We start from the raw sequence: 24,133 nt of genomic DNA, 5'->3' as shown, positions 1-24,133 counted from the left end.
AATATAGGTAGCAGGCAGTCATAACGTTAACCTGCCCCAAGGTGAAGAAAAACATGATGAAACCTCTGGAAGTCTATACGATTTTCAGTGAATTACGCGTTTGCTGTTATTTACGAGCACTCAGGTTTTGAATCAGACGCATCCGATCTTCTTCAGCAAGACTATACTGAACCTGGAAACAACCTGAACAGACATACATCTGAACCGTAAATGGCATTGGCATCAGGAGACCGGAACCCGATGCATGGTTGTGAACAGAGGCAAAATGTTCTGCAGTCGTGGTTTGTGTGCCGGTCAGCACCATAAATTCCCGGCAGTGAGGGCACTCCGGTACCTCCTCCTGCACGTCGAGCTGCTTCTCCACACCTTCTTCATATTGAAGCAAATCATGGCCTTCGTCCGCATACTTCGTTAACGTGCGCAGTTCAGGCATCTTCAGTTCAACCTCTTCTCCCCAAAGTGCAGTCAGATCGGCTGTCTGATCGTCATCCTCCACTTCGTTCTCTTCGTCATAAACACTCTCGGCACCTTCCTCGTCACCCAGCGTGATGTTGAGTGTGCGATACCCGTTCAGTTCATTATGACAATAAGGGCACTCTTCCTCTGGCCCAAGTTCCTCATCCCATACGATTTCGGTTTGGCACCAAGGGCATATTGTTTTCTCCATAACCTGATCAACCTTTCTTTATTCAAACATCATTTCACGTGTTCATGACGTAGATCACACCGATGGCAAAAAATACAATCGATGCCGCAAACAAAATACGTATTAAAATTTTCATGCAAGGCCTCCTTACATGATGCTTGCGCCGATGACAAAAGACAGCGCGACCGAAATAATCATGGAAATCAATCCAACGGCCCGATTATCCGCCGCGATCTCTTTGTCAATGGAGAAGACCGGCGTCAAAAACTCAAATAGAAAATAGGCGATCAGCAGCAAAATAAAACCTACAAACGACCAGATCATCGCTTCATACACGGAAGATTTGGCCTGGATGCAGAAACGAAGCACATTGCAAATGCCAAAAATTTTGCCACCCGTAGCCATAGCTACCGCCACGTTGCCCTTTCTGATTTCATCCCAGCATTTGTATTTCGTGACCAACTCGAAACAAGCCAGAAAAACAAGCAACTCCATAATCGCAACCGAGAAAAAACCGAGAACCATCCCTAGCGGATGGGACAGCAGCTGGTCAATCGTCCCCTTCACTCATCGCTCTCCTTCCCCGTTCCTGCTGTCAAGCGCAACCGATCCAGCGGAACATGCTTGATTACGCCCTGTTATTCCAACTCTGCTACGGTCACACCATTACCGCCTTCTCCGTAATTGCCTAACCGGTAGCTTTTAATATGTCTATGCTTGCGCAGATATTCTTGAATACCCGAACGCAAAATACCGGTCCCTTTACCATGAATAATGTAAATTTGGCCTAAGTTAGCCAGAAAGGCTTCATCAATGAAACGGTCCGTTTCCATTAACGCCTCTTCCAAATTGGCCCCACGCAGATCCAACTCGCTGCGGACATTGTCATCGCGTGTGCGCTTCACGCCCGTTACCGGTTTCTGCTTAGGCTTCACCGCCGGAGCGGACTGCTGCAATTCCAGATCGTCCAAAGAGACCTTCATTTTCATAATGCCGAGCTGCACGAAGGCTTCCTTGCTTCCCGCCAGTTCAACCACATGCCCTTTTTGGTTCAGGCTGTACACAAGAACTTCATCCCCCGGGCCGATCGCACGGGTCTTCGGAACGGAGCCTGTGCGTTTGACCGCTTTTTTGCGTTTTTCGGGCTCTGCCTCATCCAGCTGTTTGCGTGCCGCGATAAGTTTGTGTTCTTTGACGGAAGCTCCCTCTTCCATGGCCAACTGACGCAAATCGGCAATGATTTTTTCCGCATCCGCTCTGGCTTTGTCGATAATGCTTCTCGCTTCTTCCTCGGCTTTCTCAATTCGACGATCACGCTGCTGCTCCAGTTTTTCCAGATCGGACTGGTAACGGCTGCGCAGCTTCTCCATGTCCTGACGCAGCTGTTCGGCGCGTTCGCGCTCCTGCTCGGCGGTAAGTCTGTTCTCTTCCAAAGAAGCGATCATATGCTCAACCCGCTGATCCTCTTCTTTCACTTCGCCGCGTGCATAGTCGAGAATGTGGCCGGGCAGTCCCAGACGCTCCGCAATGGCAAACGCGTTACTGCGGCCCGGCACACCAACAAGCAGACGATAGGTTGGGCTTAACGTGTTTACGTCAAACTCCATGCTTGCATTGATCACGCCTTTCCGCTCATACGCATAGGCCTTCAATTCGCTATAGTGCGTCGTCGCAACCATGCGACAGCCGGAGCTATGCATGTGTTCCAGAATGGATATAGCCAAAGCCGAGCCTTCGGCCGGGTCGGTTCCCGCACCAAGCTCATCAAGCAGGATCAGGCTTTTCGGGGTCATGTTTTTCAAAATCCGAATAATGTTGGTCATATGGCTGGAAAACGTACTGAGATTTTGCTCAATGCTTTGTTCGTCGCCGATATCCGCATAAATGGCATCGAATACGCAGAGCTGGCTGCCATCTTCAGCGGGAACGAACAATCCGGACATGGCCATTAGACTCAACAATCCGATCGTTTTGAGGGTAACCGTCTTACCGCCCGTATTCGGTCCTGTGACGATGATCGACGTATAATCGTTTCCGAGTTCAACGTCGGTAGGCACTACATTTTCGATGGCAATGAGCGGATGGCGGCCTTTTTTCAACTTGATGAACCCGCGGTCATTCATGCGCGGAAGCGTTGCCTTTAATTCACGCGCCAAGCGTGCCTTGGCAAATATGAAGTCGAGCGAACCGAGCAAATCGACATCGTACAGCAGCCATTCGGCCTGCTCGCTGACTAACGCCGTCAATTTTTGCAGAATGACTTCTATTTCCCGTTCCTCGCGAATCCGCGTCTCCCGCAGCTTGTTGTTCATGGCTACGATGGATTCCGGCTCGATAAAAAGGGTTGCCCCCGAACCCGATTGGTCATGCACGATCCCGCCAAAGTAAGAGCGATACTCCGCTTTGACCGGGATCACGAAGCGGTCGCCCCGAATCGTAATCAACTGATCCTGAAGCATCTTCGACACCGTAGAGGAACGGATCATCGAATCCAGCTTCTCCCTGATACGCGCTTCCCCGCCCCGGAGTTCACGACGGATCTGAGCCAGCGTCACGCTCGCCGTGTCGGCGACTTCGGCACTGTCATCGATGCAGCTGCGAATCGAATCCTCCAACGCTTTTTGCTCCGAGAGCTGGTCGCTGATAAAAACCAGTGTTTCCAATGGCTCATCCTCATGCAAAGCCGCAATTTGCCGTTTCAGCCTGCGGGCCGCAAGGGTTGTATTGGAAATGCCCAGCAATTCATGCGGATTGAGGGTACCGCCGATTTCCGCACGTTTAACGGATGCCGTGATATCCACGATACCGCCAAAAGAAGGCATTCCTTTCAGGCGATCGTAGGTCGCAGCCTCATCGGTTTGTTGAAGCAGCCGTTTTACTTCCTCCAGCTCACTCACCGGCTCCAACTGTTCGGCTTTGCGTTTCCCCATGGAGGTTTGGGCAAAGCCCTGCAATGTATTTAAAATTTTCCGGTATTCTAATGTGTGCAAAATTTTCGTGTCCAAGTGTACAACTCCTTCCAAGCTATATCTGTATTATAACGAATGAATCGTAGCTGCGCTATTTAACGAATCCTTCCACACATAAGTTGCAGCATTCCGCCACAAACTACGGGTGTCAGGATATTGCAACATCTACATTAACATTGTGAACTGGATGTCCCATGCATATCCGATCTGATGAAAAGGAGGTAAACCGTATGAATTTCCTGGGACATGTCGTACGATTCGTCATTGCCGCGATCGTGTTGATGGTAGTCAGCTGGATTGTGCCGGGATTTGCCGTTGGCGGATTCTGGAGCGCATTGATGCTGGCCTTGGTCATCGCCTTGCTTGGTTGGATCATTGAAGGCGTATTTGGCAAACGGGTTACTCCGTTTGGCCGAGGCATCGTAGGTTTCATCGTCAGTGCCCTGGTCATCTGGCTTGGCCAGTATGTGGTCGATCATGTAAGAGTCACTTTGCTCGGAGCCATTCTGGCGGCTCTGGTGATCGGCATCATCGACCTCTTTATCCCGGTATCCACGCCGTTTGAAGCCGGTCGAAGTTCCAAAAACAATTCGTAACCGAAATATCGGTCTAATCTCGAGGGACTTTGATTCACGTCTCGACAACTGAAAAGGCTTGTCCAATAAACCTCCGAAGGCTTTCCGCCTGAAGAGGTTTTTGCGCTTTGCATTTTTCAAAAAGATGACAAAGCCGGCATGGTCATGTTCTCATGGAATGAAGTATGATGATTTGAGGAAATCATTCAAATTCCATCTATTTCAACAGGCTAAAGGAGGCACATGATGAAAAAAGGAATCGCATGGCTAGCGATCTGCATGCTGGCACTCATGCTCACCGCCTGTGGCGGGACAGGCTCCAGCGACAGCGCCGAGTCCGAAGCGAACGTGACCGCAAGCGAAGAGCTTGTCATCAAAGCGAGCAATTATGAATTCGATCAGCCGGAATACCGTATCAAAAAAGGCGTCCCGGTCAAAATCGTGTATGAGAATGTGGAAGGAAACCATGGCATTCTCGTGCCAGAACTAAACCTGTCGCTCGATTCCCAGAAAAACACAAAAGTGATTACTCCCGATAAGGCCGGAGAATTTCAGGTGTCCTGCTCCGTATGGTGCGGAAGCGGTCATAGCAGAATGATCTCCAAAATCATCGTTGAGGAATAAACATAAACGTTCAATCACAAGGAGCCCCCGCAACTAGACGGGAGCTCTTCTTGTATTATAACAGATCGCACAAGTGATCATACCCTGAATGTTATATCCGTATCTGTTATTGCTGACTTTGGTCCTGCTCGATGAGTTCGATCCACTCGTTGTATTCGGTTTGGAGTTTCGCATACTCGTCCTGCAGCTGCCGATATTCGGTGTTCAATTGCTCGGCTTTCTCACGCTCTATTTCGCGCTCCACCTGCAGCAGACGCAATTGATTGGCTGCGAGCTCGAATCGTTCGCCGATATCGTGAAGTTCCGTTTCCATCGATTGCTTTTCTTCAACCGCACCTGCATGCAGCTGCTCCAGCTGCTTGCATTCTTTCTCCAGCTGTTCTACCTTTTCGACGCTGACCGCACTTTCCTGCTGCCACATGTTCAATTCGTTCTCCAGCGCAGTCCAACGTTCTTGCCAAGCCTGCTCCTGCACCGCCCATTCGTCTGCACGTCGCTGCCAAACCTGGTCGTTCCTTGAAGCCTCGTCAAGCTTCTGCTGCATTTGCTCTTCACGCGCAGTCAGTTGTTCGACCCGTGCGGAAAGCTCGGCATGTTTGGCCATCAAATCTTCGTGTTTGATCTGCCACTCCAATGCTTCTTCTTCCGTCTGCGAAATTTGTGCTGCTTGTTCGCCCACTTGTTCGGACAGCATCTTTACCTGATCGTTTGCTTCTACAAGCGACTGCTTGATGGAGCGATTCTCGGCTTGCAGTCTTTCCAATTCCCTCGCGCCGATCTCTTCGCGCTGCAATGCATCGTCGTAATCGCTGCGAATTTGCTTGTAGCTTTCCTGCAGCGAATGCAGTTCGTCCGTTACGTCGTGCAGCTCTGCTGCGAGTCGCTGATGTTCATCATTGATGCGGGCAAAATCCTGCTTGTAACGGTTGGCCTCTTTACGGAAGGAATCCGCCTCTTCCTTGATGACGGACAATTCATCGTGAAGGGACTGCACCCCGGCTTCAAGCGTTTCGTTCTGTTCCACGGCCTCCAGGACTTGCGTTTCCAATTCGCCGATCTCCGCAAGCCGCTGCTCGGCAAGCTCTTTCCACGATTGCTCGCTCTTGGTCAGCATGCCGATTTCGTTCTGAAGCGTACGCACGGCTGCATGAGCCTGTTCCAGCACCTTTTGCAGACCGCGCTGCTCTTCCTCGGATCTCGATGCCGCTGCCTGCAAGCGCAGAACCTCGTCATCCAGCCGCGCCTGATGATCCTGTGCTTTGCGAAGCTGCGCGGACAAGGCAGATTCCCGCTCGACGACTTCATTATACTGCTGCTTCCATTGCTGTTCGGCTTCCCGGGATTGGCTTGTTTCCGCTTCGGCTGTACGCAATTTTTCCTGCAGGCGTGCGCTATCTTGCTTCAGCTCGTTCAGCTGCTGCTCCAGTTCGGCGATTCGCCGCGTTTGGATTTCTTTCTCCTGAATGCGCGCGGCCTTTTCTTCCTGCAACAACTGAAGCTGTTCCAGTTCCTGCGCAATTTTCTCTTCCTGCTCCGTGACCAGCTGCTGCGTGCTCGCAAGCTGCTCACGAACGGCGCCAAGCTGAGCTTCGACGTCGCGCAGCAGCTCCTCTGCCTCCTGTCTCTCCTCTTCCAACTGCTGTTTTAACTTGCTTTGTTCTTTTTCCAAGGCAGCCGCTGCCGCCGCGAGTTCATTCTTTTGTTTCGCTTCAGCCTCCAGCTTCGCCTCAAAGGCAACCTCTTTTTCCATCCATTCGAGTTCCGACTGCTCCTTGGCTTCACGGAATTCAACCGTAACCCGACCGATTTCGTTCTGAAGATTTTGTTCTGCTTCAAGCTGAATGATTGCACGTTCTTTATCGGCCTTCTCCTGGAGCTCACCAATTTGCCGGGCCTTCTCTTCTTCAGCCTGCTGCAAACGCCGTTCCATGGTGGCTTGCAGCTCTTCGACCTGTTTGGCCGCTTCCGACTGCACCTTGTTCAGCTCTGCTTCGGCCTGCTCCAGTTCGGCTAGTATAGCAGCCTCTGCTTGTTCTTTCGCTGCCTTCAGCTGCTCCGCCGCCTTCGCTTCAAGCTGCTGGCGTTCCGCGGCTGCGCGAGCTTCCGCTTCTTTCAGGCGCGCTTCCGCCTGCTCCTGCTGCTCCTTCGCTGCCTTCAGCTGCTCCGCCGCCTTCGCTTCAAGCTGCTGGCGCTCCGCGGCTGCGCGTGCTTCCGCTTCCTTCAGGCGTGCTTCCGCCTGCGCCTGCTGCTCCTTCGCTGCCTTCAGCTGCTCCGTCGCTTTCGCTTCAAGCTGCTGGCGTTCCGACGCTGCGCGAGCTTCCGCTTCTTTCAGGCGTGCTTCCGCCTGCGCCTGCTGCTCCTTCGCTGCCTTCAGCTGCTCCGCCGCCTTCGCTTCAAGCTGCTGGCGCTCCGCGGCTGCGCGAGCTTCCGCTTCTTTCAGGCGTGCTTCCGCCTGCGCCTGCTGCTCCTTCGCTGCCTTCAGCTGCTCCGCCGTTTTCGCTTCAAGCTGCTGGCGCTCCGTGGCTGCGCGAGCTTCTGCTTCTTTCAGGCGTGCTTCCGCCTGCGCCTGCTGCTCCTTCGCTGCCTTCAGCTGCTCCGCCGCCTTCGCTTGAGCCTGTTGAAGTTCTGCGGCAGCACGGCTCTGCATTTCCTTTTGCTGCGCCGCTGCTTGAGCTTGCGCTTCTTTTAGCTGATTGGCTGCTTTCGCTTCTGCTTCTCTCAACCTTGCCTGCTGCTTCTCGGCCTCTTGCTTAAGTTGGGCAGCATGCTGGGCCTGCATCGATTTCTCGCGTTCAGCAAACCGGGTCCTTTCCTGCTCCAACATCGCATTCAATCGTGCAATCTCCGCCTTGTTGTCCGCCGCCATTTTGGCTTGGGCCTGCTCGGCTTCCTGCTTTTGTTTGATGGCTTCCGCAATGGCCTGATCACGCTGTTCCAGTTCCTTGCGGTGTTCACTCTGAATTGCGTTCAAGCGATTAAGCTCGTTTCTCAATTCCGTCCGTTCGCCGGTCAACATCTTCAGCTCATTCCGGATCTCCTGAGCCTGGAGCGACTGCTCGGCCATATGTACAGCCGCGAGGACCGCGATGCGCGGCGTGTCCAAGCGGGAGTGGTTTTTGGAGATGGTATTCATTCGTTCATCCACCAAGCTGGCCACTTGTTTCATGTATTCGGCACTGCTGCCGACCAATTTATAAGAAGTCCCGTATATCTCTACGGTGACGCGAGTACGATCAGGTGTAGTCACAGTTGTGCCCTCCTTCAAGTCTGTATGTTGATTCTTGGCTGTCAGCAAAAAAAAGTCACATCAATCCTCTAATGCTAAGGATTCGATGTGACTTTAAGCAATTCCTGCTAATTCTTTTTCATAATATCAGAAAGTAAAAGCGCCAAGGAATCGGCTTCCTGATATTTCAAGAGGGACTTCATTTAAAGCACGTTCCGTCTTCCTTGCAAATCCATCTTATTTTAGCGGCCACAATCAGCTTATTTGCAATCCATTCAGCCGAAGGTGAGAGGCGAGACTGAACCGAAAGCCCCCTCTGTCCGGTCTTCATGGCGCTTGGGCAGCACGGCTTCGTTTGTTAACTCAGTGAGAAGATGCTTCGTCCCTATTTGCGCAGCTCCGCGCCGAACTGTTCTTCCAGGCGCGAAACGACGCGGGAATGAACCTCGGTAATTTCCTCATCGGTCAGCGTGCGCTCGCGATGACGGTACACGAGAGCCATTGCTACGCTCTTCTTGTCGTCTCCCAATTTGCTTCCGGTGAACACGTCGAATACCTGTACGGTTTGCATCAATTCCCCAGCTGCTTCACGAATGGCATGGAGCATGGCTCCCGCTTCGACGTCTTTGCCGACAACGACCGCAATATCCCGTTCAACCGCAGGGAAACGCGGAAGCTCGCGGTAACGGATATCCCCATCCGCATCGCTGTAAATCGCTTCAAGACCGATCTCTGCCAAATACACATCATTAAGATCATACTGCAATTGCAGTTCCGGATGCAATTGGCCCATCGTTCCGATCAGCTTATCCTCGCCGCCATGCAGATCGCTCAAATATACGGATGCGGAACGTCCCGGATGGTATCCTTCCGGCTGGTTGGCCACGAAACGAATACGGCTCTCCAGACCCAGATAAGCAAACAGTTCCTCCAAAGCCCCCTTCAAATCGAAGAAATCGACTTTTTCCGCACCGGCATTCCATTGTTGAGGAGCACGATGGCCCGTAAGCAGCATGCTCAAAACCGGAATTTCATGCGGTTGTTTGGTCAACTGCTCCTCTTCCGTGAAGAACACGCTGCCCACTTCGAATACCGCCAGGGAGTCCTGTTTCCGATTCATGTTATACACCGCGGCATCCAGCATTTGCGGAAGTACGCTTGTACGGAGCACGCTGCGGTCTTCGCTCATCGGCATGGCCAATTTTACCGTTTTGCTGCCTGCCGTCAGGGACGGGAACAAGGATGCCTTATCCGGATGTACGAAGGAGTAGCTGATCATTTCCTGCCAGCCGCTGTTTGCAAGCAAACCGCGGATCGTGCGGCGCATTGCTTGAGCGCGCGTGTATGCCCCAGGCGTCGTAGGCCCTTCGATCGGCGTAGTCGGAATGTTGTCGTACCCGTACAGGCGTGCTACTTCTTCGAACAAGTCCACATCCAGTGTGATATCCCCTCTGCGCGTCGGAACTTCCACGTCCAGGATGCCTTGTTCGGCATCGCCGCAGGCGAAGTGCAGACGGGCGAATATCGTTTTAACCTCAAGCAGCGACAGATCTGTTCCAAGATAACGGTTGAGTTTGTCCAGCGACAATTTCACGACGCGTTTCTCTGCGGATTCCGTTCCTGCCTGAACGATCCCCTGATGAACTTCGCCGCCCGCATAACGTTGGATCAATTCCGCAGCCCGATTCAATGCAGCAATGACTGCTCCAGGATCCACTTCCTTCTCAAAACGCAGGCTCGCTTCGGAACGCAGCCCCAGTTGGCGCGACGTTTTCCGTACAGTTCCGCCATCGAACTTGGCAGATTCAAGCAACAGATTGACAGTGCCTTCCGCAACCTCGGAATTCTCGCCGCCCATGACTCCGGCGATCGCCACAGGTTTCACGCCATCCGTAATCAAGAGCATGTGCGGCTCCAGTTTGCGCTCTTGGCCATCCAGCGTCACGATGGTTTCGCCTTCCTGCGCCATACGCACGTCAATGTGCCCTTTTTCCAATTTATCCGCATCAAATGCGTGCAGCGGCTGACCGTATTCCAGCATGACATAGTTGGTTACGTCGACGACGTTGTTGATCGGGCGAATGCCCGCTGCCATCAGGCGATTTTGCATCCAGAGCGGGGACGCTCCCAATTTGATGCCCGTAACATAACGAGCTGCATAGTGAGCACACTGCTCCGCAGCCGAAATTTGCACCGAAATGTGGTTTGCCGCCGCATCCGAAATCTCCACCAGATGCTGCTGCGGATCAGGCAGCTTCACGTCGCGTCCCAGGATGGCACCGACTTCGTAAGCCGCACCCAGCATGCTGAGGCAATCCGAACGGTTCGGCGTCAGGTCCAGTTCCAGGACATGATCGTCCAGACCGAGAACCTGGGCAATCGGCGTTCCGATTTCGGTATTTTCAGGCAGCACCAGAATGCCTTCCTGTTGTTCCTTCGGCAGCAATTTGTCGTTCATACCCAATTCTTTCGCCGAACAGATCATGCCCATGGATACAACGCCGCGCAGCTTGGCTTTTTTGATGTCCAGCCCGCCAGGCAATTTGGCACCCACAAGGGCAACCGCGATTTTTTGGCCTGCATCCACGTTTTTCGCGCCGCAGACGATCTGCAAATCCTCTTCCTGCCCAGCATCCACGATGCAAACGTTCAGTTTGTCGGCATCCGGATGTTTTTCCTTGCTTTTCACATAACCTACAACAACCTTGTTCACGCCTTGGTTGCGGTTCTCCACCACGTCAATCTCGATGCCGGAACGGGTGATTTTCTCCGCCAGCTCCTGTGGCGCCACGTCTTCCAGGGAAATATAATCAGACAGCCAATCCGTCGATACTCGCATGCACGTTCACTTCCTTAATCTATATTTGATGTTTCGATCCTGGGCGCGATCATGCCAAATCATGCTGACACGCGCAGAAGAATGTATGGTTCTATCGCTTACAACCGCCCGAACTGCTTAAGGAATGCCAGGTCGCTGTTGTAGAAATGACGAATATCGTCGATGCCGTACTTCAGAATGGCAATACGCTCAACGCCCATGCCGAAGGCAAAACCGCTGTATTTTTCCGGGTCGTAACCGCCCATTTCAAGCACTTTAGGATGAACCATGCCGCAACCGAGAATTTCAAGCCAGCCTGTTTGTTTACACATCCGGCAGCCGCTGCCTCCGCATTGCACGCAAGTGACATCCACTTCAGCGCTTGGCTCGGTGAACGGGAAGAAGCTTGGACGAAAGCGAATCTCCGTATGAGGCCCGAACATTTCGCGTACGAATTGCAGCAATGTGCCTTTCAGATCGCTCATGCGAATGTTTTCGCCGATCACGATGCCTTCAATCTGGTTGAACTGGAACGAGTGCGTTGCATCGTCATCATCGCGACGGTACACTTTGCCTGGGCAGATGACCTTCAGCGGCACTTCACCCTGCATCGCTTGCATGGAGCGAACCTGAACCGGAGAAGTATGGGTACGCATCAGCAGTTCTTCAGTGACATAGAACGAATCCTGCATGTCGCGGGCCGGGTGGTTTTTAGGCAGATTCAATGCCTCGAAGTTGAAATAATCGGTTTCGACTTCCGGACCTTCCGCTACGCGGTAACCCATACCGATGAAAATATCTTCGATTTCCTGCACCACCTTGGTTAGCGGGTGCAATCCCCCTTGGCGCCCACGGCGGCCAGGCAATGTAACGTCGATCGTTTCGGATTGGAGACGTTTTACGGTCTCTTCTTTCGTGAACTGCTCCTGTTTGCTCTCGATCACGGCTTCGATGGCGCCGCGAACGTCGTTGGCCACTTGGCCGATGACCGGGCGCTCCTCCGCGCTCAGCGCGCCCATACCGCGCAAAATCTCGGTCAACGCGCCCTTTTTACCCAAATACTTTACGCGCAGATCACCAAGCGTCTGCGGATCGTTAACACTGGACAATTGATCCAGCGCTTCGATCTTTAATGCCTCCAAACGTTCTTTCATGTGAACAGCCCCCTCATGTGGTTTTATTGCAACAAAAAAGGCCTTTTCTCCCCATAAAGGGACGAAAAGACCGTGGTACCACCCTTGTTAGACATCCCGTTCTGCCACGCCGCTTACCGCGCAGCCCGTATGTCTCACTCTAAACGGAATAACGACCGTTAGCCGTTTGCCCCTACTGATGGCAGCAATGAACGCAGCCATGTTCAAGGAACCGCTCCGGAGTGAATTTCAACAGCCCTTTTCTACAGAAACGCTCTCAATCCGCGGCGCTTCCTCCCTGTCCAGAGGCACTGCTTACTTATCTCCATCATCACGTTTGCATAAGTTGGTTTAGGTTAACTCAAGCGTTGAATGTTCATAATTATAAGCAAAAGTCAGCCCTTTTGCAACTGTTTGAGCCGGAATTGAATTTCCCGAATCTCGGCTGTCTCCGCCGCACGCCCGGCCTCCTGTTCCGGATCGGCAACCGTTCCCTTTCCAGGATGAAGGGACGGCGACAGCAGCTCGGATAACCGCAGTTCAAGTCGCAGTCTTTCGTCGTCGGCATCCCGGATGGTCAACGCGCTATCCCGCAGCTTCAACGATTCCTCCAATTCCTCCACGCTTCCTTCAAATCGGCGTACCTTGCCTCCCGGCTCCAGATCAAGCAGTCGATTGGCAAGCGCCTTCGTCAACATTCGGTCATGGGAGACAAGAACCAACGCGCCGGAAGCCCGTTTCAGCACATCCTCCATGACTTCCTGCGTATCGATGTCCAAATAATTGGTCGGTTCATCAAGAACGAGCAGATTGGCCCCGCCAAAGTACAACCGCAGGAACGCCGCCCGGCATTTCTCTCCCATACTCAGATCTCCGATTCGCTTGAACACATCATCCCGCGAGAACAGGAAACATCCCAGAAGCGTGCGCGCTGCGCTTTGCGTCATGGACGGCAGGGTCAGCAGACTGTCCAGCAGCGTAACATCCTCGGGCAATCCTTCCAGCTCCTGCGAAAAATAACCGATCTTCAATTGCGGATGGCGCGCTACATGGCCCTGCACCGGATCCAGTTCGCCGATCAGCAGTTTGAGCAGTGTTGTTTTACCCGTACCATTTGGCCCGCGCACGGCCAACCGGTCGCCGCGTTCCACGGCAAACCGTAAATCGCTGAACAGCGGCGGCCCGCCCGGATAGGCAAAATTGACCCCTTCCATCGCAAGCAATTGCCGGGCGTGAAGCGTATTCACTTGCAATTCCATGTTCAGCTTGGGCGCCTCGCGCGGCTTTTCCACCCGATCTCGTTCCAAACGATCCAACTGTTTCTGCTTGGCATGGTAACGGGATATGTTTTTGTTGGCTTTCGCTTTGTAAAAGCTTTGGGTAATCTTCACCTCAACATCGGTTGCCGAGTTGTGCGCCTTATGGAACCACTGCTGATAATTGCGGATCGCCTCCTGCAATGCTTTTCGCTCCAGTTCCTGGTTGCGATAAAGCGTTTCTTGCTTGCGCAGCTCCTGCTCCTTGTACGTTTTGTAATCCGAATATCCGCCTTTATATTTCGTAAGTCCCTTATTCGTAAACTCAACGACACTCGTGGCGACCTGATCGATGAACGTCCGGTCATGCGATACAAACAGCAGCGTCCCTTCATAGGAAACCAGCCATTCTTCCAGCCAGCGCATGCTCTCCTCATCCAGATGGTTCGTCGGTTCGTCCAGGATGAGGAACCGGGGACGGCTGACCAGCAGGCCGGCTAGACGCGCTTTTGTTTTTTGCCCGCCGCTCAGGGAATCATATGTCCGATTCCAGTGTTCCTGAGTCAACCCCAACTTGCCCAATGTTTTTTCCACGTCGGTCTCCCACATGTACCCGTTCAACCGCTCGTAATGCTCCAACGCCGCAGCATAGTCGGCAAGCAGCTGCTCATCATCTCCTTCCCCGCTGCTCATGCGTTGTTCCAAACGTTCCAGCTTACATTTCACTTCATGAAGCGCCCCGCTTTCCTGCCGCACCGCATCCAGTACAAGCGTCCCGGGAGCAATGCTGGAGCGCTGCCTCATATAACTCCATTCCCGCTGGGGAAGGTGCCGTTCAATACGCCCCCCGCCGTCTTCTTCACCAAGAATCATCCGCAGCAGCGTCGTTTTGCCGCATCCATTTCGGCCTAGAATCGCCAGCCGTTCTCCTTCATTGATTTCCAGGCTCAACCCTGAAAACAACTCCATCCCATTCCAATCCTTCGATACTTCATGCAGGCGTACCAATGTCGTCATGAGCTCTCATCCTTCCTGAATTCGAATTAAAAAGCAAAAAAACCACCGGCAGCAGCCGGCGGTCTGGCAATTCGAAAATACATGAAATCTCAAACGGACATATGGATACGCCAAGACATGAACAGAGCAACCCTAAAAACAGGGTGCTGCGTAAAAATATGCATACGCACACTGTACTCCCATATCTGATCCCAAATGCCGAATTGGACACACGAATCCCTCATTGCTCAGCCGCTGCGGCTGACTGCGTCAATAACACTGTGCAGTTCATAAGGTTCGATTTCATGTGTCTTACTTCATGGGACGTATGGTTACCTCTCATTCATGCGGAGTATCGTTACTCCGCCATTGTATCAGAAACTCCTCCAAAAGCAAAGCCCATTCCCGCGAAGCTCCTTAAGCCCCTTCCCCTCCATCTCGTGAAACCACGAAAAAACCCTTGCTGTCGCAAGGGCTGGAGTGCTGCCTCATCATAAAGCGGGTGATGGGAATCGAACCCACGCTACCAGCTTGGAAGGCTGGAGTTCTACCATTGAACTACACCCGCATGAAAAAGATCGGGACGACACGATTTGAACATGCGACCCCCTGGTCCCAAACCAGGTGCTCTACCAAGCTGAGCTACGTCCCGACAACGCGCTTAACATCGTTTTTACATAATTCAATATATCATGTCCACCTTTCCCGTGCAACGGTTTTTAGCTCAATGAAAAGTCGATCATGCCAAAATGGGCAGAAGCGTCATCACGCCGCTGCCCCATGCTTATCCTGCCGCATCGCGCAAAAACAAATGTTCGAAATCGGCAGCCTCGATCGGCTTGCTGAAAAAATAACCCTGCGCTTCATGGCAATGCTGGTCACGCAAAAAGGACAGCTGCTCCTCATTTTCCACGCCCTCCGCCGTCACTTTCAACTGCAGGTGATGGGCCATGGAAGTAATGGTCGATACAATTGCCGCATTGTTGCGATCCACCATCACCTCGTTGACGAAAGAACGGTCGATTTTGAGCCGGTCAATTGGCAGATCCTTTAGATAGTGCAAGGAGCTATAGCCCGTTCCGAAGTCATCGATGCTGATGTGAACACCGATCTCTTTAATATTGCGCAGTTGTTCAAAAGCACGGTCTTTATCAAACGTCATGCTTTCCGTGATCTCCAATTCCAGCCATGCCGGATCAAGTCCCGTTTCCTCCAAAATGCTGCGGATATTGTCCAACAGATGTGAGTGCCTGAATTGCCTCATGGACAAATTCACCGATACGCATAACTTGCGATAACCGGCCTCCTGCCAGAGCTTGTTCTGTTTGCACGCCTCCCTGAGCACCCATTCTCCAAGGGGAACGATCAACCCGCTCTCTTCGGCCAATGGAATAAAATCCGCTGGCGATACCGAGCCTCTCTCCGGATGCTGCCATCGTACCAATGCCTCCATGCCTACGATCAGGCCGCTCGCCAAATTAACCTGAGGTTGATACACCAGATAAAATTGCCCCCGATCAAGCGCCTTGCGCAGGTCATTCTCGAGCTGCATCCGTTCCAGCGCTTTCATCTGCATCGAATGGGCATAGCGGTTCAGCTCTATGCCCTGCTCCTTCGCATAATGAAGCGCGGTATCCGCGTTTTGAATAATCTCTTCGGGCGAATCGCCGTCATGAGGGTACAGGGCGAGTCCTGCGCCAAGCGTCAAATGGTATTCGTTTCCGTCCACTTGAACAGGTTTCTCGAACAATTGCATGACCGTTCTCGCCCGCCTTAATGCCGTTTCGGCTTCCGGAAATCCGGTTATGGTCACGACAAACTCATCCCGCCCCAACCCGAATACTTCTTCGTCGGGGAGAGCCGAGTTTTTCAGCAATTGCCCTACTTGGCGCAAAACGTCATTGGCCGCCTTCTGCCCAAGCGAATCGTTAATGTTTTTGAAACGATTAATATTCAAGACCAAAACCCCGACAAGCTGCTCTTTCTCCACCGCTTCGTCCATCATGCTTCTCAGACGCTGCGTCAGGCGACGCCTGTTCGGCAGCCCGGTTACATCGTCATGATGAGCGATATAATTCATCTTGGCTTCGGCGACCTGCTGTTTGAGAAATGGCGTATCCACAACGGACACATAAAGTCCTTTTTGAATCAGAAAGTAACCGAGGCAATTGCTGACCAGACCAAACCACAAGTTCAGATCATCAAAACGTACTGCAGCAACGTAATAACATTCCGCATAGAAAAAAAACATGACCCCGCACAAAAGGGAGGCTAGTTCAGCTTCTTTATTTTGTTTCCATTTAACGAACAAAATAATGGCCGCAACGCCGTACAGCAATCCAATCGCAAAATGGATTTGCATAAACGTTGGGCTAAGGACGCTGCCTTGCATCAGCTTAGGGAACCCGTTCCACTCCTGAATGCCCAACGTATACAAAACGACAAAAGTCACCAACGTTCCGCCAAAAAGCAAAATTTTGCGTGGAGACGCAACTTCCTTGTCTCCCATCGCATAAATCAGTAGCAAACCCAATGCGCATAACAGCGATCCCCATGTCATCATTCTGAGCGAAAATTCCGATTCCAGCATCGCTCCGTTCGGAATTCCCTCTGCAAACGACACAATGTGAACAAGTTCAAACAGTCCGATCAGCAAAAACAATGTCGTTAACGAAATTCGGCGTAAGGTCAGCTTCTGGGTCTGGAACAGCCAGCTCTGATTATATATGCCGATACACGCCGCAGCTGCTGCAAACCCTCCCAATAACATAAGAACCGGATATGCCGATACGATCAGATCAGAGCTTTCGGAGGAACGAAACCATTGAGCTGCGATGAAACATATCAGACCGCCAATGGCGACCCAGCCTACCATTCTCTGATCCTGTAGATTAGCCTTCATGCCTTGTTTTGTCCTTCCCTGGATTACCTATCCTGAAATAAGCTGAACCCTAACATACGTCGGAATCTCCGTTAGTGAGATCATCGCGGAAAGATTGACCGTAATTTTCTACATCATTCGACAATTTCTCTTCTACTAACGTTCAATTCCCATGTTTAACATGCTATCTGGTACATAATAACATTTTATTTTGCGGACGTGAACTAAAAAAAATGAGCCTATAGGAACAATTATTCATATAAATATTAAAAACCAAGGAAATAAGAACTAAAAAAAACACGAACCCCCTGAGGAAGTTCGTGTTTTCAAATTCTACAACAGCAAATGGACCTATTTTATTTGTCAAAATTCACTTCTGGCGTTGTAAGCTTGTCATAGAAATCGACAACCTTATCCTTGTTCTCGGACGAACGAAGCGCCATGGCCGAACGAGGGTGTTCATCCAACGTTCCAGTGATCATATAAGGCAAGATGTAACCCCACTCTTCTTTTTCACGGAGCGGAACCATCAATTCCTCCAGTACGCCAAGCACCGGACGCAAGTTGTACTTGGTCCCTTTCAGATGCGCAACGAGCAATTCGGTCGGGCAGTTGCCCGCTGCACGCCCCATGCCGTAGACGGAGGCGTCGAGCAGTTCTACGCCGAGCTCGGCAGCCACCAGCGTGTTGGAGAAGGCAAGCTGCATGTTGTTGTGCGTATGCACGCCCAGACGTTTGTTCGGCAGATGCGTTTTGAATTTCTCCACCAGGTATTTCATGTCATTGTGATCCAAGCTGCCGTAGGAATCCACGATGTAGACTACATCCACCGAGCTTTCTTTGATCAGTTCAAACGATTCCAACAATTCATTTTCCATCACGTTGGACAATGCCATGATGTTCAGCGTTGTCTCATATCCGCGATCATGGAACGTTTGTACCAGATCAAGCGCCTTGTCCACATCTTTGCTGTAGCATGCCACGCGAATCAAATCCAGCATGCTTTCACTGCGGGGCAAAATGTCGCTCTCGTCCACGCGGCCGACATCAACCAGAGCAGACAGCTTTGTGTTGCCTTTGTTCGGGATGACTTTGCGCAGGAAATCATCGTTCAGGAAACGCCATGGACCCGCGTTTTCTGCGCCTTTGAGCAGTTTGGGAGAATTTTTGTAGCCAATTTCCATATAATCAACGCCGGCTTCGTTCAATCCGGCATACAACCGCTGAACGAAATCCACGCTAAAGTCCCAGTTATTGACCAATCCGCCGTCACGGATCGTACAATCCACAATTTTGCTATGATTTGTCTTCATTTATTTGCTCCTTTTCTCACCATCTTGTGTATTCCTCTCATGATACTTGAACGACACAAGAAAAGTAAAGGGATTACGGGTTTATTTTGCTCTTTCGGACTTCCAGATCCGGTCGATTTCCTTCAGCGCCTCATGGTCCGGAACTTTATTTCCATATCGCACTTCATTATAAGCATGCGGCAAAACCTCGGTCAGCCTGCTTTCCTCCCGTTTATGGGTGCCCCGCTCACGACCGATGACCTCAGCCGCCTCCAAAGGGGTTGAGGAATCCGGTAAGCGCACACCCAACCGCTTGGCATTTCTGATCCAGCGCCCGTAATAATAACGCACACGTTCAGCATCTTCCGACGGCAGCGAATCCTTTTTCCGAAACCATGGTTTTCGTTTCTTCGCAGGCACTTGCAGCGATTCGCTGACATCCATATAAGCGGTAATCGGCTCTTTCTTGGATTCGGCAGGTTCCAGCCAACGTTTAAAACGCTCAACCCATTTGATGAACACTCTTTTGCCCAAGCGCACAACCAGCCAGACGATGACCACTGCGACGAGTCCCAAGACTGCCCAACCGAGAATATTCCACAGCATGGACGGCTCTCCCGGCGAACCCTCGGCTTCCCCAGGAAACATCAACGGCTCATTGGCAGCGGAAGGAGGCGGAGGCGGTTCAGAGGAAGAAGACGAACCCAATAGCGATCGGATCCAAGACAGCAAACGGTCTCGCAGCGGAACCAGCCAGGCGGCCAAGCTTGGAAAAGCTCCAATGGCGCCAATCACGACCAACAGGACAAGCAAACGAACATGATTGGCCCTGACAAATTCCTTCAGCACCATTCTCCGATTGCCGTCGTTCAGCATGGCCCGGTCCAGTTGGGCGAAATAAATGCCAAGCAACCAGGCAACAAAGCTGATCCCCCCCGATACATAGAGCGTGTTGTTATACGGCTGCAAAACACGGAAAGGTTCCAGACTGGAGACGGCACTTGCCACAATTGCTCCAGCGACGCCAAACATTTGCAGCCTCCAGCTCAACGTGGATCTCAGTTCAGGCTCGGGAGTCAATCCCATATATGCGGCGAATGCTCCCCATACCGCCACTGAAACCAGATCCAATAAGGGTAATGAGAATGGCAAGGCAACAACCATGGCCAACATGCCCATGACGAATGACGCGCCCAAGCGCAACCATGCCTTTCTCCGTGTCCCCCTATATCTTCTCCCTACGATTACGCCCAGCAGTCCTGCCCCGCCATGAACCATCAAGAGAATGAAAGGCAGACGCGTGCCTGAGTATAGCCCGGTGACAACAAGCAGCGGGTACATATAAATGCCTTGCAGCCATACTGCCCACAATGAACGCCAGAACCAACGATCGTCGGAAAAAAATTCAACCTTTGTCACGCACTCACCGCCCTGCTGTCAGTCTGTACCTCGACGACAGGAAGAATAGTCACCTTGTGTCCCTGTTCCTGCAAACGTGCAATCTCCCGCTCCATCGCTTCGGAAACATAAGATGTGATCAGGAGGTAGCTGTACGCCTGCTCGGCAAGTTCACCATATTCTGCTTCGGTCCGCAGAAACTGTTCCATCGGGGTCATGCATTTGAGCTCTACCTCAGCCATGGCCTCCAGCAGCAGTTCCAGGTGCGGCGTTCCATAGTCCGGTTCAATGCGCAGCGGATCCTGTCCCCCTTTGGCCCGATAGCCGTTGTGCGCGAAACCGACAGGAAGCCCCCTGCGGACAGCATCTCCTGCAACCGTGGCTGCATAACTTAGCGCGCGTTCGATTACGTCCGGGCGGGTCACCACGCTCCACATTTCTGCCGATTCCTGAACGTTCACGATAATCCATGACTGCGGATCAGCCGACCATCCCTGTTTATACACTTGCAGCTCGCCGGTTCGCGCGCTTGCCTTCCAATGAATCCGATTCATCGGATCCGTCGGGCCATATGGCCTCACCCCTAAAATAAGGAACGGGTCCTCCACGATCCAGCGCGAGACCTCCACCTCGCCTTGCCAGATCTGATATATGGCCGGCATATCCTCTTCAGCGACCAAAGCAGGATATACCACCATAGAGAGTTCCACGGGCAGCGGTTTGGAGAAACTCCATAACCCAAACAAGTCTCCTCCCGTCATCGTGACCGTATTCATGGTGTAAATCCCGCGACGGGCGCATGTAAAAGGATGCCTCCGGGTAATGCGGGTAAATGGTTTTAACGTAAATATGCTTTTATGGTTCTGATAGATGTCTCCCTGGCTAATATCCACACCCGAGCCGCTTCGAAATATAAACGAGCCTGGCATCATGGCCTCCAATCTGAGCCAAGGAACCGAGAAACGCTTCTCGTTAGCGATCGTTTCAATCATTTCAACCTGTTCCCCGGCATAACAACGCCTTTTGCTGAATTCCCTGGCATATGTCATCCTTCGCAGAGCCGGGCGCCCAAACACCAGACCATGCAGTCCGATGACAAGCCCTCCAACAACGATTAGCCATAGCAGTGCCATCTTATCGCCCACTGCCTAGAGCGGCATTTTCAGTAGGTACGTCGATTCGGCCAAGCAGATCGTCAATGATGCGTTCCGCCATGCCTTCCTGTTGGCGCACTCTGTTCCGCAGCACCAATCTGTGGGCCAGCACGGGCTTGGCCAGCAGCTTGATGTCATCAGGAAGCACATAATCCCTGCCATGCAGCGCTGCCCAAGCCTGGCTAGCTTTTAGCAGCGCCTGTGCTCCACGGGGGCTGACTCCGAGAGACAGTTCGGGATGGCTGCGGGTTTCTTCCGCCAAATGGGTAATGTATCGCAGCAGATCTTCCTCGATTCGCACGGAACGATATGCTTCTTGAGCCTGCAGTAACCGCTCCCTCGTGACGATTGCGGTTAAGGCAGCTGCAGATCTCCCCGCCACGGTACGTCTCAAAATCTCGACGCTTTCATCCAAACTGGGATATCCCATACGGATTTTCATCATGAAACGGTCCATCTGCGCCTCAGGCAACGGGAACGTTCCTTGATTGTCGACTGGATTTTGGGTCGCGATTACGACAAACGGCTTTTCAAGCCGTTTGGTTATGCCGTCAATGCTGATTTGGCCCTCCTCCATGCATTCCAGCAGACTGGACTGGGTACGCGGTGTGGCTCGGTTGATTTCATCGGCAAGGACGAAATTCGCGAACAAAGGGCCTTTCCGGAATTCGAAATCCCCTTGCTTTTGATTGAAAAAGTGAATGCCCGTCAGATCGGATGGCAACAAATCCGGCGTAAACTGAATGCGTTGAAAGGAGCAATCCACCGAAGCAGCGATCGATTTGGCCAGCATCGTTTTCCCCGTGCCGGGCACATCCTCAAGCAGCACATGCCCTGACGCAACCATCGCCGTCAACACCAGCTCCACCGTAAAATCTTTGCCTACAATCACTTGCCCGACATGCTCCAACACATGATTTTTCAACTGTTCCATTTCCCGAATATCCAAGACGCACCTACCTTCCTTTCTCCAAAAACGCTATTTATGTAAACGTATTCCTTATAACGATAACTCATTTCATCCAATAAAAAAACAACAGGCATCCGCCAAATTCGCCGGACTCCTGTTGTTTGGCATGGGTTACACCAGTGGCAGCTTGATGATAAAAAGGGTCCCCTCGCCCTTTTGGCTTTCCACTGCAATCGTGCCTCCATGGTTTTTGATGATTCGGTAACTGACCGACAGTCCAAGTCCGGTTCCGCTTTCTTTAGTCGTAAAGAACGGATCAAACAAGCGAACAAGCGTGTTATGGTCCATGCCCTGTCCGTTATCGGCGATGGAGATTTTAACGTATCGGTTTTCTATGGCCGTGGAAATGCGAATGAGCCCCGCATGTTCCTCCCCTACATCTTCGATGGCATCCATCGCGTTTTTTACCATATTCAGAATAACCTGCTTAATTTGCTTGACATCAATGGACACATTCATCGACGCATCGGTCGCCACATCCAGCGTGATCTCGCATCCCTTCATTAAACCTTCGCTCTCTGTGAGCAATACCACTTCTTTCAGAAGGGAATCCACGGACATAATGGTCTTCTGAGGTGCCGAAGGCTTCGAAGAGTTCAGAAATTCATAAATGATATCATTCGCCCTATCGATCTCGGTCAGTATGATTCGGGCATATTCATCCTTGCCGAGCTGCAGCAGATGGGGACGGAGCAGCTGAATGAAGCCGCGGATGGCCGTTAGTGGATTGCGGATCTCATGGGCGATCGAAGCCGAAATACGTCCCAGCATCGCAAGCTTGTCATTTTGATAAGCGGTTTGTTCGATTTGTTTATAGTCGGACACGTCCTTAACGCTGAATAAAAAATCTCCATCCATCTGGTCGCCATAGGTTACGGTAACCAGCCAATGCCTTCCATACTCATCAATAAGCTCATGATAGCGCTTACGGTGAAAGATAGTCTCCCGATAAATACGCAGGATCTTCTTTTTTTTGTATCGGCTCATTTGCGGATGATGCAGCATTTCCATCAGGGTGCAGCCACTCAACAAACTTCTGGGCAGCTCCAACAGTTTCGCCATCTGAACATTAATGAATGTCAGAACACCGTTGCTGTCAAACAACATGATCCCGCTATCCAGATGCTCCAGCACATTCTCATACTTATTATTATCCAGATGCACGTTAGGAAGCCCGTTTGTTGGTTGAATCACTGTTTCCTGAAATTCACTAATCATGTCAGGTTCCTCCTTTTCACGTAAATGATAAACTTGCCATTCGGACATCATATCATCACAGAAACAGGAAGGGCCGATTTTTGTTGTTCATTACCGGTGCCCTTTCATTAAGGGAGCTTAGCCGAAATATGGATTGCATGTCCGGAACTCAGGCTGCTCTGCATTCCCGGTAACCAGTAAACGATCCCGAAAAATAAGATGAAGGTTCCATTCTAAGCTTATCCTATTCCAAAAAACAAACCAATTTTTGCTCCGCCACTTTCGCAAGTCTGTTTTTATCATAGACAAGTTTATGGAAGAGAGTCAATCGGAGAAAGTGTCGAATGGAAATTATTTTAAGAAAAAACTCGAATCGGCGGACGGCTGTATTCAAAATGAATGCATGAAAGCGAAGCCAATCCGCAAACTGCGAATCCGCTTCGCTTCAGAAAAAAACATCTATTCAGCGGATAAAGGCATCACCTAGAGTCCGCTTTTGTTATGCTGAATCTTCAATCTGCGCTGGCTCATAACGGCAAGGCGTCGTTTCAGCTCGCTTTCCCACTTCTCATCCTTCATTTCCTTGGCAAGCCGCAGCAAATCAAGCGACATGTCGATCTGGCGCTGTACAATGACAAGCGCATCCTCGCTCTCCCTGCTGATGCAGTTTTCGAAGATGGCGTCTTCGTCCTCGGTGACGTAGTCTTGAAAGTCGATTTCGGAAGCACCGTCTCCATGCGCGTATTCAGCCAAAATCTCATATTCGTTTTCCACTTTGTAATGCACCTCGACCCGGTGGCATACCGGGCAAAACAGCAGGGGAACATTATGAACCTGGGTTCGGTAGTGCTTCAGTGTGCCCTTTGTTCCCACCATACTTGCCCCACAGCAGTAACTCATTCTTGTTCATCCTCCTTCTAACGTGCCGAAAATTAACCGATATTGACCTTCAGGGTATCTCTGGCTCTTCCGTCCGGGGATGGTTTCATCCGTATTCA

Annotated in this window: 16 protein-coding genes and 2 tRNA genes; 2 read left to right on the top strand and 16 right to left on the bottom strand. The window is 51.6% G+C overall.

What is annotated here, in order from left to right; translation table 11 throughout:
• Positions 1–106 precede the first annotated feature (106 nt).
• The 3 genes from SNR34_RS08765 to SNR34_RS08755 all read right to left on the bottom strand — a co-directional run bounded on the left by SNR34_RS08765 (position 107) and on the right by SNR34_RS08755 (position 3,651).
• On the bottom strand, positions 107–667 hold the full coding sequence (locus tag SNR34_RS08765) for a hypothetical protein (protein ID WP_339277085.1): 561 nt from the start codon (positions 665–667) through the stop codon (positions 107–109).
• Between the two features lie 126 nt (positions 668–793).
• Positions 794–1,213 carry a DUF350 domain-containing protein gene (locus tag SNR34_RS08760; protein WP_236415952.1) on the bottom strand — a complete coding sequence of 140 codons (420 nt, stop codon included), beginning with the start codon at positions 1,211–1,213 and terminating at the stop codon, positions 794–796.
• 71 nt (positions 1,214–1,284) lie between these two features.
• Complete coding sequence (locus SNR34_RS08755) at positions 1,285–3,651, bottom strand: endonuclease MutS2 (RefSeq protein ID WP_339277083.1); 2,367 nt, start codon at positions 3,649–3,651, stop codon at positions 1,285–1,287.
• 194 nt (positions 3,652–3,845) lie between these two features.
• Here SNR34_RS08755 and SNR34_RS08750 point away from each other — a divergent pair, with 194 nt between their 5' ends.
• The gene (locus SNR34_RS08750) at positions 3,846–4,211 is read left to right on the top strand and encodes a phage holin family protein (RefSeq protein WP_236415956.1); all 366 of its coding nucleotides are present in this window, start codon (positions 3,846–3,848) and stop codon (positions 4,209–4,211) included.
• A gap of 225 nt (positions 4,212–4,436) precedes the next feature.
• A complete protein-coding gene (locus SNR34_RS08745) occupies positions 4,437–4,814 on the top strand; it encodes a cupredoxin domain-containing protein (protein ID WP_236416323.1) in 378 nt (125 codons plus the stop codon).
• Between the two features lie 106 nt (positions 4,815–4,920).
• Here SNR34_RS08745 and zapA read toward each other — a convergent pair whose 3' ends face one another.
• The 13 genes from zapA to SNR34_RS08680 form a co-directional block, all read right to left on the bottom strand.
• Complete coding sequence (gene zapA, locus SNR34_RS08740) at positions 4,921–8,061, bottom strand: cell division protein ZapA (RefSeq protein ID WP_486181717.1); 3,141 nt, start codon at positions 8,059–8,061, stop codon at positions 4,921–4,923.
• Between the two features lie 364 nt (positions 8,062–8,425).
• Entirely contained in the window at positions 8,426–10,879 is a 2,454-nt protein-coding gene (pheT, locus tag SNR34_RS08735; protein WP_486181716.1) for a phenylalanine--tRNA ligase subunit beta, read from the bottom strand.
• A 98-nt stretch (positions 10,880–10,977) separates the two neighbouring features.
• Complete coding sequence (gene pheS / locus SNR34_RS08730) at positions 10,978–12,012, bottom strand: phenylalanine--tRNA ligase subunit alpha (RefSeq protein ID WP_486181715.1); 1,035 nt, start codon at positions 12,010–12,012, stop codon at positions 10,978–10,980.
• Positions 12,013–12,386: 374 nt separating this feature from the next.
• On the bottom strand, positions 12,387–14,264 hold the full coding sequence (gene abc-f / locus SNR34_RS08725; protein WP_486181714.1) for a ribosomal protection-like ABC-F family protein: 1,878 nt from the start codon (positions 14,262–14,264) through the stop codon (positions 12,387–12,389).
• Positions 14,265–14,740: 476 nt separating this feature from the next.
• Positions 14,741–14,811 (bottom strand) — tRNA-Gly (locus tag SNR34_RS08720).
• A 10-nt stretch (positions 14,812–14,821) separates the two neighbouring features.
• A tRNA-Pro gene (locus SNR34_RS08715) sits at positions 14,822–14,895 on the bottom strand.
• A 132-nt stretch (positions 14,896–15,027) separates the two neighbouring features.
• Positions 15,028–17,145: a bifunctional diguanylate cyclase/phosphodiesterase gene (locus tag SNR34_RS08710; RefSeq protein WP_236415967.1), complete on the bottom strand. Its 2,118-nt coding sequence runs from the start codon at positions 17,143–17,145 to the stop codon at positions 15,028–15,030.
• 335 nt (positions 17,146–17,480) lie between these two features.
• The gene (locus tag SNR34_RS08705; RefSeq protein WP_236415969.1) at positions 17,481–18,437 is read right to left on the bottom strand and encodes an aldolase catalytic domain-containing protein; all 957 of its coding nucleotides are present in this window, start codon (positions 18,435–18,437) and stop codon (positions 17,481–17,483) included.
• A gap of 81 nt (positions 18,438–18,518) precedes the next feature.
• The gene (locus SNR34_RS08700; RefSeq protein WP_486181713.1) at positions 18,519–19,835 is read right to left on the bottom strand and encodes a hypothetical protein; all 1,317 of its coding nucleotides are present in this window, start codon (positions 19,833–19,835) and stop codon (positions 18,519–18,521) included.
• Positions 19,832–20,947: a DUF58 domain-containing protein gene (locus SNR34_RS08695; protein ID WP_486181712.1), complete on the bottom strand. Its 1,116-nt coding sequence runs from the start codon at positions 20,945–20,947 to the stop codon at positions 19,832–19,834. Before SNR34_RS08695 ends, SNR34_RS08700 begins: the two co-directional genes overlap by 4 nt.
• A gap of 1 nt (position 20,948) precedes the next feature.
• The gene (locus SNR34_RS08690) at positions 20,949–21,902 is read right to left on the bottom strand and encodes an AAA family ATPase (RefSeq protein ID WP_486181711.1); all 954 of its coding nucleotides are present in this window, start codon (positions 21,900–21,902) and stop codon (positions 20,949–20,951) included.
• 147 nt (positions 21,903–22,049) lie between these two features.
• The gene (locus SNR34_RS08685; protein ID WP_236415977.1) at positions 22,050–23,156 is read right to left on the bottom strand and encodes an ATP-binding protein; all 1,107 of its coding nucleotides are present in this window, start codon (positions 23,154–23,156) and stop codon (positions 22,050–22,052) included.
• Positions 23,157–23,618: 462 nt separating this feature from the next.
• Positions 23,619–24,035: a hypothetical protein gene (locus SNR34_RS08680; protein WP_236415979.1), complete on the bottom strand. Its 417-nt coding sequence runs from the start codon at positions 24,033–24,035 to the stop codon at positions 23,619–23,621.
• Positions 24,036–24,133: the final 98 nt, after the last annotated feature.

Source organism: Paenibacillus sp. XP01 (assembly GCF_057364885.1).
Note: the sequence above shows the minus strand (reverse complement) of the source record. Positions and strands in the feature narration are given on the sequence as shown.